Source organism: Mobilicoccus pelagius NBRC 104925, assembly GCF_000247995.1.
GTDB classification, from domain to species: Bacteria; Actinomycetota; Actinomycetes; order Actinomycetales; family Dermatophilaceae; genus Mobilicoccus; species Mobilicoccus pelagius.
Window position 1 is genome coordinate 31,933 of the sequence record NZ_BAFE01000007.1, and the last position, 13,826, is coordinate 45,758.

12 protein-coding genes are annotated in these 13,826 nt (G+C 72.1%); 10 read left to right on the forward strand and 2 right to left on the reverse strand.

Features of this window, described 5'->3' with window-relative positions:
* Positions 1–49 precede the first annotated feature (49 nt).
* Positions 50–586 (forward strand): PAS domain-containing protein, encoded by a 537-nt coding sequence (locus MOPEL_RS01720; RefSeq protein ID WP_009481124.1) that lies wholly within the window; start codon positions 50–52, stop codon positions 584–586.
* Positions 583–1,494: a methyl-accepting chemotaxis protein gene (locus MOPEL_RS01725; protein ID WP_009481125.1), complete on the forward strand. Its 912-nt coding sequence runs from the start codon at positions 583–585 to the stop codon at positions 1,492–1,494. Before MOPEL_RS01720 ends, MOPEL_RS01725 begins: the two co-directional genes overlap by 4 nt.
* Positions 1,495–2,390: 896 nt before the next feature.
* On the opposite strand, the gene ffh is transcribed toward MOPEL_RS01725, so the two are convergent.
* Both ffh and MOPEL_RS01745 read right to left on the reverse strand, forming a co-directional pair.
* Positions 2,391–4,067 (reverse strand): signal recognition particle protein, encoded by a 1,677-nt coding sequence (ffh, locus tag MOPEL_RS01740; protein WP_009481128.1) that lies wholly within the window; start codon positions 4,065–4,067, stop codon positions 2,391–2,393.
* 213 nt (positions 4,068–4,280) lie between these two features.
* The gene (locus MOPEL_RS01745) at positions 4,281–4,634 is read right to left on the reverse strand and encodes a TraR/DksA family transcriptional regulator (RefSeq protein WP_051992168.1); all 354 of its coding nucleotides are present in this window, start codon (positions 4,632–4,634) and stop codon (positions 4,281–4,283) included.
* Between the two features lie 140 nt (positions 4,635–4,774).
* Here MOPEL_RS01745 and MOPEL_RS16985 point away from each other — a divergent pair, with 140 nt between their 5' ends.
* The 8 genes from MOPEL_RS16985 (at position 4,775) to MOPEL_RS01785 (ending at position 13,736) form a co-directional block, all read left to right on the forward strand.
* Positions 4,775–6,124, forward strand: coding sequence for an NYN domain-containing protein (locus MOPEL_RS16985; protein WP_009481130.1), 1,350 nt, complete (start codon positions 4,775–4,777; stop codon positions 6,122–6,124).
* 326 nt (positions 6,125–6,450) lie between these two features.
* Positions 6,451–7,173: an AIM24 family protein gene (locus tag MOPEL_RS01755; protein WP_009481131.1), complete on the forward strand. Its 723-nt coding sequence runs from the start codon at positions 6,451–6,453 to the stop codon at positions 7,171–7,173.
* Positions 7,174–7,584: 411 nt separating this feature from the next.
* Positions 7,585–8,214 carry a DnaJ family domain-containing protein gene (locus tag MOPEL_RS16375; RefSeq protein ID WP_083841685.1) on the forward strand — a complete coding sequence of 210 codons (630 nt, stop codon included), beginning with the start codon at positions 7,585–7,587 and terminating at the stop codon, positions 8,212–8,214.
* The gene (locus MOPEL_RS01765; protein ID WP_009481133.1) at positions 8,214–9,710 is read left to right on the forward strand and encodes an alanine/glycine:cation symporter family protein; all 1,497 of its coding nucleotides are present in this window, start codon (positions 8,214–8,216) and stop codon (positions 9,708–9,710) included. Before MOPEL_RS16375 ends, MOPEL_RS01765 begins: the two co-directional genes overlap by 1 nt.
* Before the next feature lie 52 nt (positions 9,711–9,762).
* A complete protein-coding gene (locus tag MOPEL_RS01770; RefSeq protein WP_009481134.1) occupies positions 9,763–11,847 on the forward strand; it encodes a prolyl oligopeptidase family serine peptidase in 2,085 nt (694 codons plus the stop codon).
* A gap of 71 nt (positions 11,848–11,918) precedes the next feature.
* Complete coding sequence (locus MOPEL_RS17530) at positions 11,919–12,083, forward strand: hypothetical protein (RefSeq protein WP_009481135.1); 165 nt, start codon at positions 11,919–11,921, stop codon at positions 12,081–12,083.
* Between the two features lie 596 nt (positions 12,084–12,679).
* Entirely contained in the window at positions 12,680–12,886 is a 207-nt protein-coding gene (locus MOPEL_RS01780; protein ID WP_009481136.1) for a hypothetical protein, read from the forward strand.
* 172 nt (positions 12,887–13,058) lie between these two features.
* Entirely contained in the window at positions 13,059–13,736 is a 678-nt protein-coding gene (locus MOPEL_RS01785; protein ID WP_009481137.1) for a GOLPH3/VPS74 family protein, read from the forward strand.
* The last annotated feature ends 90 nt before the right edge of the window (positions 13,737–13,826 follow it).

The following is a 13,826-nucleotide window of genomic DNA, read 5'->3' on the forward strand; positions in this document are numbered from 1 at the left end:
GGCGGCGGCGTCGTGCCGCCATTCGCTCGTCCTGATCACGGAGGAACGCGTGGCACCCATCCCCACCGGACGCGAACGCACGTTCTCCCCGGACGACCTCATCGTCTCGAAGACCGATCCGAAGGGCCGCATCACGTACGCGAACGACGTGTTCCTCCGCATCTCCGGCTACGAGGCCGAGGAGGTCGTCGGGCAGCCGCACAACCTCGTCCGGCATCCCGCGATGCCCGCCGGGTTGTTCAAGCTCCTCTGGGACACGATCTCGGACGGGCGGGAGGTCTTCGCCTACATCAACAACCTCGCGAAGAACGGCGACCACTACTGGGTGCTCGCCCACGTCACGACCGCCGACGACCGGGGCCACCTCGACGGATATCACTCGAGCCGCCGCGTTCCCGACCCGCACGCCGTGCGTGCGGCCGAGGCGGTGTACCGGGACATGCTCGCCGTCGAGTCCCGCACCTCGGGCGGGCGCGCGGCCGCCGAGGCCGGTCTCGCCCACCTGAACGGCGTCCGCGAACGGGACGGCCGCAGCTACGACGAACTCGTCTGGTCGCTCATCGAGACGGGAAGGCGCTCCGCATGAGACGCCGACGCAGAACGCAGGGACTCCCCACGGCCGGAACCGAGAGGCCGGCGGAGACCGGTGAGCACGCCGAGGGGATCTCCCACGTGCTCGGCGTCGTCCGGTCCGCCGCCCGCGGGGATCTGCGCCCGCGCGTCGACGTACGGCGCACGTTCGGGCCGTGCACGGAGATCGGCACGGAGGTCAACCGTCTCCTCGACCTCATCGACGCCTACATGCGGGAGGCCGAGGCGTGCCTCGAGGCCGCCGCCGAGGGTCGGGCGTATCGCCGCATCATGCTCACCGGCATGGTGGGGGCGTTCGGTCGGGGCGCGGCACAGATCAACGGTGCCCGCGACCGGATGCTCGCCGCGGGCGAGGAACTCGCGGCCCAGGAACGGACCCGCAGCGAGGTCATCGCCTCGACGGTCGACGTGTCGGCGCGGGTGGCGGAGGCGGCCGACCGGCTCTCCGACGCCGCAGCCGACCTCGGCGCTGCCGCGGGTTCCGCCGTCGAGCGGGCGCGGGACGCGATGGCGTCGGTACGTTCCCTGGAGACCGCCGGTGGCGAGATCCAGAAGGCGTTGACGATCATCTCCTCGGTCGCCGACCAGACTCGGCTCCTCGCGCTCAACGCGACCATCGAGGCCGCCCGCGCCGGCGAGTCGGGCAAGGGGTTCGCCGTCGTCGCCGGCGAGGTGAAGACCCTCGCGAACGAGACGACGAGTTCGTCGGCCGACATCGCGGCGCAGGTCGAGGTGACGCAGTCGGCGGTGCAGCAGGCCGTCGCGGCGATCTCCGCGATCGCGGAGACGGTCGACGGCGTCCACGTCCGCGTCGAAGAGGTCCACGGCGCGGTGAGCGGCGACGGTGGGCTCTCCCACCTCGCCCGCGACCTCGACCGCGAGGTGGGCCGTTTCGCCCACTGACCCTGTGCGGGGTGACGGGCCGAGCCGAGGCCGGGACCGCCGCTCCGGGAGTGCGACGTCGGACGAGGAACGACAGTCCGGGGGCGAGCGCGAACCCGAGGACGGTGAGGGGCCCGGCGGACTCGCCGGTCTTCTGCCGGGCCTCGGGGACGAGGGAGTCGACGAGCATGACGAGCAGGACGCCCGCGGCGAAGGCCCGGATACCGCTCTGGACGGGGCGCTCACGACGTCGGCGACGAGGTAGTCCGCCGTACTCGCGAGGCCGCAGACGGCGGTGACCCCGCCCCACAGGGCGAGGATGAACTCGCGGCCTCGGCCGAACCCGCGCATGTCGGTCGCCGAGCCGATGGCCTCGGGGAGGTCGGACACGAAGATCGTGACGAGCAGCGCGATGCCGACCCCGCAGGAGGCGAGACCGATGCCGAGGACGGCCTGTTCGGGGATGCCGTCGAGGAACGCGCCGAGGGCGAGGGCGGCGCCGCCCTGCTCGCGGCGACGTCCCTACACGGACGGCTGCGTGGAAGGCGTCGCGTCGACGCCGTGGTGGCGGCGCAGGTGGTGACGGGGTTCACCGTTCCCCGCCTTCTCGGCGAGGGCGTTCGCCGCGAGGTAGACGAGGGCGCCGAGGGGAGGCAGATCGCGACGGGCACCAGGCCGCCGTGACGGAGGCCCTCCTCGAACAGTTCGAAGGAGATGCTCGCGATGAGCGCGCCCCCACCGAAGCCGAGCACAACCCCGACGAGCCGTGACGACCACGGATGCAGGACACCGAGCAGGGCGCCGAGGAGCAGTGACGAGGCGGCGACGAATCCTCACACGGCAGCAGCAGACACGCCCTTCATCATGACGCGACGCGGCCGGAGGTCCGAAGATCCCCGGCCGCGTCGACCGTCACGTCACTTGAGGAACTTGTCGAAACCCTTGGGGAGGCGGGAGGCGTCGAAGTCCTTCATCGCCTCGGCGAGGTCGGCGGGGTCGGGCTGGCCGCCCTTGCCGCCGCCGAGCGCACCGAGGGCGCTGCCGGGAGCCGCGTCGCCCGCGGCCCCACCGCTGAGGGCGGCCTCGATGGCGGCCTCACGCGCCTGCTGCGCCTTGACCTCGAGTTCCTTCTCCTGCTGGGCACGCTTGGCGGGGTTGCCGCTCTTGCCCTTCTTCTTCTGCGCCGGCTTCTTCTTGCCGCCGGGGCCACCCATGCCGGGCATCCCCGGCATTCCGGGCATCCCGCCGCCACGCTTGAGCTGGCGGATCATCTTCTGCGCCTCGCCGAAACGTTCGAGGAGCGCGTTGACCTCGCTCACGTGCACGCCGGACCCCTTGGCGATGCGGGCGCGGCGGGAGCCGTTGATCTGCTTGGGGTGGGTGCGTTCGAACGGCGTCATCGAGCGGACCATCGCCTCGACGCGGTCGAACTCCTTGTCGTCGAGCGCGTTGAGCTGGTCACGCATCTGGTTCATCCCCGGCATCATGCCGAGCAACTGCTTGAGGTTGCCCATCTTGCGGACGGCGGCCATCTGCTGCAGGAAGTCGTCGAACGTGAAGTCCTCGTCGGCGAGGAACTTTCGGGCCAGCTCGTCCTGCTCACGACGGTCGAACGCACGCTGTGCCTGCTCGATGAGGGTGAGGACGTCACCCATGTCGAGGATGCGGGAGGCCATCCGGTCGGGGTGGAAGACCTCGAAGTCCTTCGTGTTCTCACCCGTCGAGGCGAACATGATCGGCTTGCCCGTCACGTGCGCGACCGAGAGGGCGGCACCACCGCGGGCGTCACCGTCGAGCTTGGAGAGGACGACGCCGGTGAAGTCGACGCCGTCGGCGAACGCCTGGGCGGTCTCGACGGCGACCTGACCGATCATCGCGTCGATGACGAAGAGGACCTCGTCGGGGCTGATCGCGTCGCGGATGTCCCGTGCCTGCTTCATCAGCTCCATGTCGATGGCGAGGCGGCCGGCGGTGTCGACGATGACGACGTCGCGCTGTTGACGCCTGGCCTCCTCGACACCGGCCTTCGCGACGGAGACGGGGTCGCCGTATCCGCGGGTGCCGGAGCCGTACTCGACGGCGGCGTCGTACCCGGCGACGTTTCCGCGCTCGGGCGCGTACACCGGCACGCCGGCCCGCTCACCGACGACCTCGAGCTGGGTGACGGCGTTCGGGCGCTGCAGGTCGGCGGCGACGAGCATCGGGGTGTGCCCCTGCTGTTTGAGCCAGTGACCGAGCTTGCCGGCGAGGGTCGTCTTACCGGAACCCTGCAGACCGGCGAGCATGATGACGGTCGGCGGGTTCTTCGCGAACTGCAGGGTGCGCGTCTGACCGCCGAGGATGCCGACGAGTTCGTCGTTGACGATCTTGACGACCTGCTGGCCCGGGTTGAGCGCCTCGTGCACCTCGGCGCCGAGCGCACGCTCGCGCACGGCCGACGTGAAGGCGCGCACCACCGGCAGGGCGACGTCGGCATCGAGAAGAGCGACTCGGATGTCGCGGATCGTCTGGTTGACGTCCTTCTCGGTGACGCGGCCCTTTCCCCGCAGGTGCTTGAAGGTCAGCGTGAGGCGGTCGGACAGGTTGTTGAACACGCCCCCAGGCTAACGGACGCCACACGACGCCCCCGCGCCCGAAGTCCGCACACGGAACGGCACGACCGGCGGCGTGCCGGGACACGGCCCGTGCCCGCGGCGGAAGCGGGCCCTCACCCGGCACTCGCTCCGCCCGGTCACCCCGGGGTGGACGGGGGATGCCGCACGACGCCGATCCCCCACCCGCACGATTCGTCCGGCCCGGCCCTGTCATCACCGCCGCGAGGCGCACTCCACGCAGCGGTCGGCCTGGGGTCGGACTGCGAGACGTTCGACGGGGATGGGGCGGCCGCACCCGACGCAGGTGCCGTCCCACCCCGCCTCGACACGCGCGAGGGCGGTCTCGACGTCGGCGAGACGCTGCCGTGCCGAGTCCGCCGTCGCCGCGCTCACGGCCCGGTCCCACGCGATCGTCGTCCCCTCCGGGTCGTGCTCGTCGTCGGTGTCCGAATCCCCCCGCGCCTCGGCGAGTATCCTTGTCGTCTCATCGAACTCGGCGACACGCGCCGCCACCTCCGCCCGCGCCTCCCGCAACGCCTCGGTGAGGCCCACCGCCCGATCGTCCATCACCCCAGGCTACGGACGCGGCGCCCCCGCCGCCCGCTCCCACCACGTCGACCGATCCGTCGACCGGCCTTTCGACCACCAGGTCGCCGCGAGCCCCCGGCGCAGGTGGACACCCGGCGGGACTCTGAGAGGGTGGAGGCATGAGGTCCTGCTGCGCGGTCTATGTCGATGTCGGTTACCTCCTGGCGGCTGCGGCCACCCGTGTGACCGGCAGCTCCCTGCGTCGCGGCGTCCAGGCGGACTGCGCCTCCCTCATCACCTGGCTCGTCGGCCACGCCGAGGCCGACTCGGGCCTCCCCCTCCTCCGCGTCAACTGGTACGACGCCGGCGGACGCCCCGGCGGTATGCCCGACGCCTCCCAGGACGAGATCGGCCAGATCCCCGGCGTCAAGCTCCGCCTCGGACGTCTCTCCTACTCCGGCGAGCAGAAGGGCGTCGACGTCCGCATCGGCCTCGACCTCGCCATCCAGGCTCGGCAGCGCGTCGCCGACGTCGTCTACCTCGTCTCCGGCGACGACGACCTCACCGAGGCCGTCGAGGACGCCCAGAGTCACGGCGTCCAGGTCGTCCTCCTCGCCGTTCCCCGCCACGACGAGAAGCCCCTCGCCGTCTCCAAGCACCTCCTCCGCGAGGTCGATCGCACCCAGATCATCGATCAGGGCGCCATCGACCACGCCTTCAAGCCGACGGCCATCCCGGAGGCACTCATCCCCTCCCCCGCCGGAGACGACGACCACGGCCTCGACCAGAACATCGACGGGACACCATCGACGCTCTCGGAGACATGCCCCCAGGACGCCGATGCCGCGCCCGGCGCGAGGACTCCCGCCGATGCCGGGCCGCCCACCACCGACCACCCCACGGGCACCACGACCTCCGACGCCTCCGCGCGCCCCGTGCCCGGCCCCCCGAGGGAGCGCCGCCGCACCGTCCGCATCCACGGCGCCGAGTCGCTCCGGCCCGACGAGCCGCCGGCACCCTCCGCTCCCGGAACGCCCGCCGTCACACCCCGGGAGCCGGCACCTCCGGCCACCGACGCCACCCCCGCACCCACCTCGCAGATGGCGCCCGCACCCGGGGAGCACCCCACGTCGACTCCCGTCGCTCCGCCCGCCGCCGAGACCACCGCCGAGACCACCGCGGCGCCCGCGACGCCGTCGCCCGCGATCCTCGCCCGCCGCAAGGCGAGCGGGGTGGCGCTCCCGGGCGCGGGCGCGGTCCCGCCCACCCCCGCCCCCGACGACGACGGGCTCTCCCCCGCGGTCGTCGACGCGGTGGCCCGACAGGTCGTCGCGGCCTGGTGCAGTTCGGCGACGCCCGACGCCCTCGCCGAACTCAAGGCGGCGGCCCCGGTCATCCCCTCCGAGCTCGACCGTGCCCTCCTCGTCGACCTCGCCAGCAAGAGCGACGACGGCGATCTCGACGACGAGACCCGCCACCAGATCCGGGCGAGGTTCTGGCACCATCTCGGCCGCGTCCGCCCCGTCTGATCGCGGCCCCCACGACGCACCTCATCGCCCCGGAAGGCGCCCCGCCGACCGGGCGCGGGCCCGTCCTGCAATCACCGATGAGGAAAGCGGCGTCCGGGCAACCTGTCACGACGTCCTGACCCGTGAGTTCTCCGGCGGCGCCCGCCGACGCCCGCATCGGTGATCGCAGAACGGGCCCCGGCCGGACCGGGAACGGGACCGCAGAGCAGCCGATTCCCCCAACCGCGGGAGGCCCGTAGAGTCCTCCACAGAGCCACCCGGAAGCCGCCGACGGGCGGGTATCGGGCGCCTAATGTGGGCGGCCCCGACCGACGAAGAGGTGACGCATGACGATCTACGGCCCGTTGTTCGAGCAGTACGCCGAACAGGACGCGCGGGAGCCGTTCATCCGGCAGAACTCCAAGATGCTCAAGGTGCGCATGGACGGGCCGCCCATGTGGGCACGGGCCGGGTCGATGGTCGCCTACCAGGGCGAGATCCACTTCGAGAACACCGGCTCCGGCGGCCTCGGCAAGATGCTCCGCAAGGCCGCCACCGGCGAGGGCCTGAGCATGATGCGGTGCTCCGGCCGGGGCGACCTCTTCCTCGCGAACATGGCCGCCGACGTGCAGATCCTCTACCTCGAGAACGACATGGTCTCGGTCAACGGCGGCAACGTGCTCGCCTTCTCCGACGGGATCCAGTGGGACGTCCACCGGGTCTCCGCGCGGGGCGCCGCGATGACGGGAGACCTCTTCAACGTCGCCCTCCGCGGCACCGGGTTCGTCGCCGTGACGACGAGGGGCGAGCCCGTGGCCCTCGACGTCGCCTCCGCCCCGACCTTCGGCGACGCCGACGCCGTCGTGCTGTGGACCCAGGGCGTGACGATGGACGTCCGCGTCGACACCGGCGGGCTGCGGTCCCTCGTGCGGGGCGGGAGCGGCGAGACCTTCCAGATGGCGTTCGGCGGCGTGGGTCACGTCATCGTCCAGCCCGCCGAGAACGTCCACCCCTCCGCCGGGTCCTCCGGGGGCGGCGGCAGTTTCCTCGGCGATCTCTTCGACGGCTGACCGCCCGCCGCACTCGGACGGCGCCGTGGACGCCGCCGCGTCAGGCGTCGGTGTCGCGCCGCGTCCCGTCCGAGTGCGGTGGCATCCCGGCGGAGGTCGTCGACGTCCCGTCCGAGTGTGGGAGCGTGTCGTCCTGCCGCCCGAGAGGAGCGTCGGGTCGTGTCCCCCGTGCGTGCGCCGTTCCCGGCGCGTGCGCGTTACGCGATGTCGCGAGGGCGAGGCCGATCGCTCCGGCCACCGCGGCCACGAGTCGCCGGGCGGCGCGTCGGCGGGTTCCCATGCCGTCAGCGTACGGAGACGTCCCCTCGCGAGAGCAACCCGGTGAGCCACACGCCGACCGTGCGGCGGGCCGTTCCCTCTCCCCCCGGCGTGCACCGGTCCCCGCCGGGGCGACGGGCGACAATCGTCGTCATGACGTTCCACGAGAGCTGGGTCGAGCGGCAGATCCGGGAGGCGACCGAACGGGGCGAGTTCGACGACCTCCCCGGCACGGGGAAGCCGCTCGATCTCCACGACGTCGACGATCCCGACTGGTGGGTCAAGCGGTTCGTCCGTCGGGAGGGGCTCGACGCGTCGGCGACCATGCCGCCCGTGATGCAGCTGCGCGCCGAGCACGCGGGCTTTCCCGGTTCGCTGCTCGACGTCCACCGGGAGGACCGGGTGCGGGAGATCCTGCAGGATTACAACCGTCGGGTCGTCGAGGACCGACTGCGTCCGGTCACCGGCCCGTCGATGCCCGTCGTCGCGCCGAGGGTCGACGTCGACGCGATGGTCGAGAGATGGCGTGGGCTCCGCCCGCCTCCCCCGCCCCCGATCGTGACGCCGTCGCCCGTGGCCGCGGCCGCGCCATGGTGGCGCCGGGCCTGGGCACGCCTCCGAGAAGGACGCCACACCACCGGCACGTCAGCCACGACGACGTGCCCGCATTCGTCGCCCGCTTTCCGACCCGTGAGCGGTGATCGACGGGAGACTGGTGCCACTCTTGCCGGGCCGCGTCGGGCGGCCCGTCGACCACGACCGCGGAGAGCGAGATCCTCGTGATGAAAGACCTCCAAACGATCAGCGGGTGGCTGTGGAGCACCCCCATGGTGCTGCTGGTCCTCGGAATCGGCACCGTGTTCACGGTGTGGATGCGGGTGCCGCAGATCCGCCGGATCCCCGACATGCTGTCCCAGCTCAAGAGCGGCGGCGGCTCCGACCGGGGCATCTCCTCGTTCGAGTCGCTCGCGATGGCGCTCGGCGGCCGCGTCGGTGTCGGCAACATCGCCGGGGTCGCCGCCGCCATCGGTGTGGGTGGCCCCGGAGCGATGTTCTGGATGTGGCTCACGGCGATCGTCGGTGCTGCCGTCGCCGTCGTCGAGTCCTCCCTCGCGCAGGTGTGGAAGGAGGAGGTCGAGGGCGAGTACCGCGGTGGCCCGGCCTACTACATCGAGAAGGGCCTCAACGCGAAGTGGCTCGCCCTCGCGTACGCCGTCGCGACGATCCTCGCAACGACGATCACCGGGCCGACGATCCAGGCGAACAGCATCGCGGTCTCCGCGAAGGAGGCCTTCGCCATCGACCCGCGGATCACGGGCCTCTTCGTCGCGACGCTGTTCTGCCTCGTGGTCTTCGGCGGCATGAAGCGCATCGGCCGTGTCTGCGGCCTCATGGTGCCGTTCATGGCGATCGCCTACGTCCTCGTGGGCATCGTCGTCCTCGTCGTCAACGCCGAGCACGTGCCGGCCATGTTCCGCCTCATCTTCGAGAGCGCGTTCGGCATGGATTCGATGTTCGGCGGCATGCTCGGCGCGGCGATCCTCTGGGGCGTGCGTCGGGCGGTCTACTCCTCCGAGGCGGGCACCGGTTCGGGCGCGCAGGCCTCCGCCGCCGCGGAAGTGAGCCACCCCGTCAAGCAGGGTCTCGCGCAGGGCTTCTCCGTCTACGTCGACACGCTCGTCGTCTGCACGATCACAGGCCTCATGATCCTCGTGACGAACAGCTACAACGTCCTCGCCGAGGACCACTCCGCCGTCGTGCAGTACCTGCCGGGCGTCGATGCCGGGCCGGCGTTCACGCAGAACGCGATCGAGACGGTCGCGCCCGGGTTCGGCGCGGCGTTCGTCGCGATCGCGATGTTCTTCTTCGCGTTCACGACGCTGCTGTCGTTCGGGTTCTACGCCGACACGAACATCGCCTACATCCTTCGTTCGCACCGTCACGAGCGCACGATCATCCGGGTCTTCCAGGTGGTCCTCGCGGCGTCGATCCTCGTCGGTTCGTTCCGGAAGTCGGACTTCGCCTGGTCGCTAGCCGACGTGGGCCTCGGCCTCTACACGTGGATCAACCTCGTCGCGCTCATCCCGCTGGTCCCCGTCGCGATCCGGGTGTTCCGCGACTACGAGAGGCAACGCAAGGCGGGCGAGGACCCGGTGTTCCGCCCCGAGAACGTCGGCGTGACGAACGCGCCGCTGTGGGACTCCATCGCCGACCACTACGAGCGCACGGGTGAGGCGCTGCCCGCGGCGGACTCCCCCATGAAGGACCATCAACGCTGAGGCGCCTGCCCGTATCGGGCGGGGTGTCGGAGGAGACCGCTACGGTCGGGGCATGGAGTACCCCACCACCCGACGCGACGACGTCGTCGAGACCCTGCACGGACACCGGATCGCCGACCCTTACCGGTGGTTGGAGGATCCGGACTCCCCCGAGACGCAGGCGTGGGTGAGCGCGCAGAACGCGCTCACCCACGCGCATCTCCGGGACCTCCCCGGTCACGAGCGATGGTCGGCGCTCATGCGGGAGATCGTGTTGCGACCCGTCGTCGGGGTCCCCGTCCACGAGCACGGGTGGTACCTCGTCTCCCGCAACGACGGCACCCGGCCGCAGAACACGTGGTACGTCGCCCGCACCCTCGAGGAGCTCGAGGCCGGTGGGCGGGTGCTCCTCGACCCGTCGTCCTGGTCGGCGGACGGCACGGCCTCGCTCGCCGGTCTCTCGACGACGGGCGACGGCGGCCTGCTCGCCTACACGGTGAGCGAGGGCGGCTCGGACTGGCAGCACGTCCGCTTCCTCGACCCCGAGACCGGCGCGGACGTCGAGGACGAGGGCGGCGCCGAGATCGTCACGAAGTTCGGGGCGCTCGTGTGGTTGCCCGACCACCGCACGTTCCTCTATCGCCGGTACGGCGACGCCCGCGCCGAGGGCACGGCGACGACGGCGCTGCCACGGCCGGTGCTCATGGCGCACACGTTCGGCACCCCGAAGAAGGAGGACCGGGTCGTCCTCGACGTCCCGGAGGACCCGCGACTCGACATGTGGCCGGAGGCCTCGAGCGACGGGCGATGGATCGTCGTGCCGATGAACCACGGCGCCGACGACGCATTCGCCGTCCGCGTCCACCGCGCCTCGGGTTCGACGCTCGACGAGCCGCTCGACGTCCTGCCGGAGTTCCGCGACCACGTCGAGGTCGTCGACGTCGTCGGGGACGTCCTCTACGTCGTCACCGACGCGGACGCACCGCGTGGCCGAGTGGCGCGTCTCGACCTCGCCGCGTTCGAGCGGGGCGAGGACCCCGCCTGGGAGACGGTCGTCCCCGAGGGCGAGGACGCCCTCCAGGGTGCGGTCGTCGCCGGGGACGTCCTCCTCACCCACCACCTGCGCGACGCGAGCCCCGTGCTCACCCGGTACGACCTCGACGGTCACCGACTCGGTGCGCTCGACCTCGACGCGGGCAGCGTCCTCTCCCTCCAGGGCGAAGCGGGCCGCGACGAACTCCTCGTGAGCGTGAACTCCGTGACGGCGCCCGTGCAGTCGTTCGTCGTCACCCCGTCCACGGGGGCGATGCGCGAACTGTCGTTCCTCGACGGGGACGGATGGACGCCACCGCAGGTCACCGTCACCCGCCACCGCGCGGCGAGTGCCGACGGCACCCGCGTCCCCTACTGGCTGCTCCGCCGGGCAGATCTGCCCGTCGACGGCCCGGTCCCCACACTCATGTACGGCTACGGCGGCTTCAACATCCCCATCGGGGCGTCGTTCTCCGCGATGAACGCGGGGTGGCTCACCGCGGGCGGCGCCGTCGCGATCGCGAACCTCCGCGGCGGCGGTGAGTTCGGCACCGAATGGTACGAACAGGGCACCCGCTCCCACAAACAGAACGTCTTCGACGACTTCGCCGCGGTCGGGCAGCACCTCGTCACCACCGGGGTGACGACGCCCGACCACCTCGCCGCGTACGGCGGATCGAACGGGGGCCTGCTCGTCGGGGCACTCCTCACGCAACACCCGGAGCTCGTCGCGGCCGCAGTCCCGATGGTCGGGGTGCTCGACCTGCTCCGCTTCCACCGGTTCACGATCGGCGCGGCGTGGATCTCGGACTATGGCGACCCCGACGTCGCGGAGGACTTCGAGGTCGCCCTCGCCTACTCCCCGCTGCACCGCATCCGCGAGGGCGAGCGCTACCCGGCGACGCTCGTCGTCACCGGCGACCACGACGACCGCGTCGTCCCGGCGCACAGCCACAAGTTCACGGCCACCCTTCAACGCGCCCAGGGCGGGGACGCGCCGATCCTCACGCGCATCGAGACGTCGACGGGCCACGGCGCCGGCAAACCCCGGGCCGTCGCCGCGCAGGAGGCCGCCGACATGCTCACGTTCCTCGCCCACCACACCGGACTCACCCCGCCGGAGTGACCCCGGCCGCTCGACGCGCGCACCCCGCCCGCCGGTCCTACCCTTGTCGCACCCGACCACCAGGAGGAACGATGAGCCAGAACGACGCCCGCGATACCGCCGACGCCGCGAACGCCCCCGAGGAGACGCAGGTCGACGCGACGCACACCGAGAACGCCGACGAGACCACCGCCGGCCCCGCCGAGGCCAAGGACCCGGGTAACGACAACCCGGCCACCAACGCGCCCGTGGAGTGACCCTCCGGCTCATCCCGTCGGCCCCGTCCCCTCGTGGGGGCGGGGCCGACGTCGTTGCCGGGCCCACGCCCCGTGCGTCGCGTCGTCGCGTCGTCGCGTCGTCGCGTCGTCGCGTCGTCGTGCCGTCGTCGTCCACGGGGGCGCTCGCGACGGACCCACCGTGGACGGCACCGTTCGTAGCGTCGGGGCATGACCTTGCGTCCCCTCGCCCTCGCGTCCTGCCTCCTGCTCACCGGGTGTGCCCTCCCCTCGGTGCCCCCCCCCCCCCCCGGCACGAGCGCCTTCCGCCACCCCGGCGGCCCCCGCCACCGCGACCGCCATGCCCCCGAGGGAGGCCCCGACGCCGGTCTCCGCCCCGTCGTCGATCCCCCTCGCGTACGGGATGCACACGAACCGGCCCGGCGACCTCCTCGCGGTCTTCGCCGACGTCGGGTCGTCCGCGGAGGCCCGCCTCGATCGGCGGCGCCACGGCCGTGCCAGGGGGGACGCCCGGCGATCGACGGCGGTGCGCGGCATGCCGTCGACCGGCCCGACTGCCCGGGCCGCACGATGACCCGCACGCGTTTGGCGCCTCGACGACACGGGTACAACCGGCCATGAGCAACGAAGACGCCGCCAAGGCCGAAGCCGTCGAGACCGTCAAGCAGGGCGCCGAGTCGCACCTCTCCGGTGCGGAGACCGAGACCGTCGAACAGCACCTCAAGGACGGGCTCTCCGGTGCCGACGTCGACCTTCCCGACGAGAAGGTCCGCGAGATGGCCCAGGAGATCCACTCCGAGAAGGACGCCCAGATCGAGGGGTGACGCCCCGTCCGATCGCCGCTCCGGGTCCCTCCGGCGCGGCGATCGGCGTCTCGGACGCCCTCCTCTCCGCCCGGCCTCCCCGTCGAGCGGGTTCCTCCCGGGTGACACCGTCCTCGTCGACTCCTGACATCCGTCACGGCGTCACGCGAGGGTGCGGCCCTAGCGTGGAGGCATGATCATCGCCGAAGAACTCCTGCTTCTCCTCACCCGCGACGACGGGCGACCCGAGAGTGCGTTCACCCAGGACACCTACGGATACGCTGCCGCGAACCTCGCCGACCTCGTCCTCGCCGAGCGGATCACCCTCGACGAGCGCAAGGACCCCCGCGTCACCGTCGTGGACCCGACCCCCGTCGGGCACCCCGCCCTCGACGCGGCCCTCGCCAGGCTCACGGAGAAGAGCGGCAAGAAGATCTCCGGCCTCGTCCAGGACGGCAAGGTCGCCGCCCGGGACGAGGTCGTCCGCGCACTCGCCGACGCCGGGGTCGTCGGCGTCGAGCCAAAGCGCATGCTCGGACTCGTCGCCGAGAAGCACCCCGTCCGCGACACCGCCGCGGAGCGCGCCCTCCGCGAGCGCCTCCGCGCCGTGCTGCACGGGGCGACCGCCACCCCGGGCGAGGCGACGCTCCTCGCCGTTCTCCAAGGGCTCGGCGTCGTCCGCAAGGTCCTCGCCGAGGAGTCGTCGGGCATGTCGAGGAGGGAGGTCAAGGCACGCATCGAGACGGCGACGACGACCGCCCCCGAGGGCGAGGTCGTCGGCGAGGCCGTGGTGCGGGCCATCCAGTCGATGAACGCCGCGATCGTCACGGCGGCGATCATCCCCGCGACGACGGCGGGGGCCTCGTCCTGAGGCACGGCCGTGCGTCATCACCGTGAGGTGACGAACCTCGCCGCCGATGCCCCCGTCGACGCCACCGCCGGCGCCCTGCGACGCGTACAC

Coding starts and splice junctions, on each gene's coding strand:
- MOPEL_RS01725 (WP_009481125.1), top strand. CDS start 583: ATGAGACGCCGACGCAGAACGCAGGGACTCCCCACGGCCGGAACCGAG.
- MOPEL_RS01745 (WP_051992168.1), bottom strand. CDS start 4,634: ATGGACGATCGGGCGGTGGGCCTCACCGAGGCGTTGCGGGAGGCGCGG.
- MOPEL_RS16985 (WP_009481130.1), top strand. CDS start 4,775: ATGAGGTCCTGCTGCGCGGTCTATGTCGATGTCGGTTACCTCCTGGCG.
- MOPEL_RS01755 (WP_009481131.1), top strand. CDS start 6,451: ATGACGATCTACGGCCCGTTGTTCGAGCAGTACGCCGAACAGGACGCG.
- MOPEL_RS16375 (WP_083841685.1), top strand. CDS start 7,585: ATGACGTTCCACGAGAGCTGGGTCGAGCGGCAGATCCGGGAGGCGACC.
- MOPEL_RS01765 (WP_009481133.1), top strand. CDS start 8,214: ATGAAAGACCTCCAAACGATCAGCGGGTGGCTGTGGAGCACCCCCATG.
- MOPEL_RS01770 (WP_009481134.1), top strand. CDS start 9,763: ATGGAGTACCCCACCACCCGACGCGACGACGTCGTCGAGACCCTGCAC.
- MOPEL_RS17530 (WP_009481135.1), top strand. CDS start 11,919: ATGAGCCAGAACGACGCCCGCGATACCGCCGACGCCGCGAACGCCCCC.
- MOPEL_RS01780 (WP_009481136.1), top strand. CDS start 12,680: ATGAGCAACGAAGACGCCGCCAAGGCCGAAGCCGTCGAGACCGTCAAG.
- MOPEL_RS01785 (WP_009481137.1), top strand. CDS start 13,059: ATGATCATCGCCGAAGAACTCCTGCTTCTCCTCACCCGCGACGACGGG.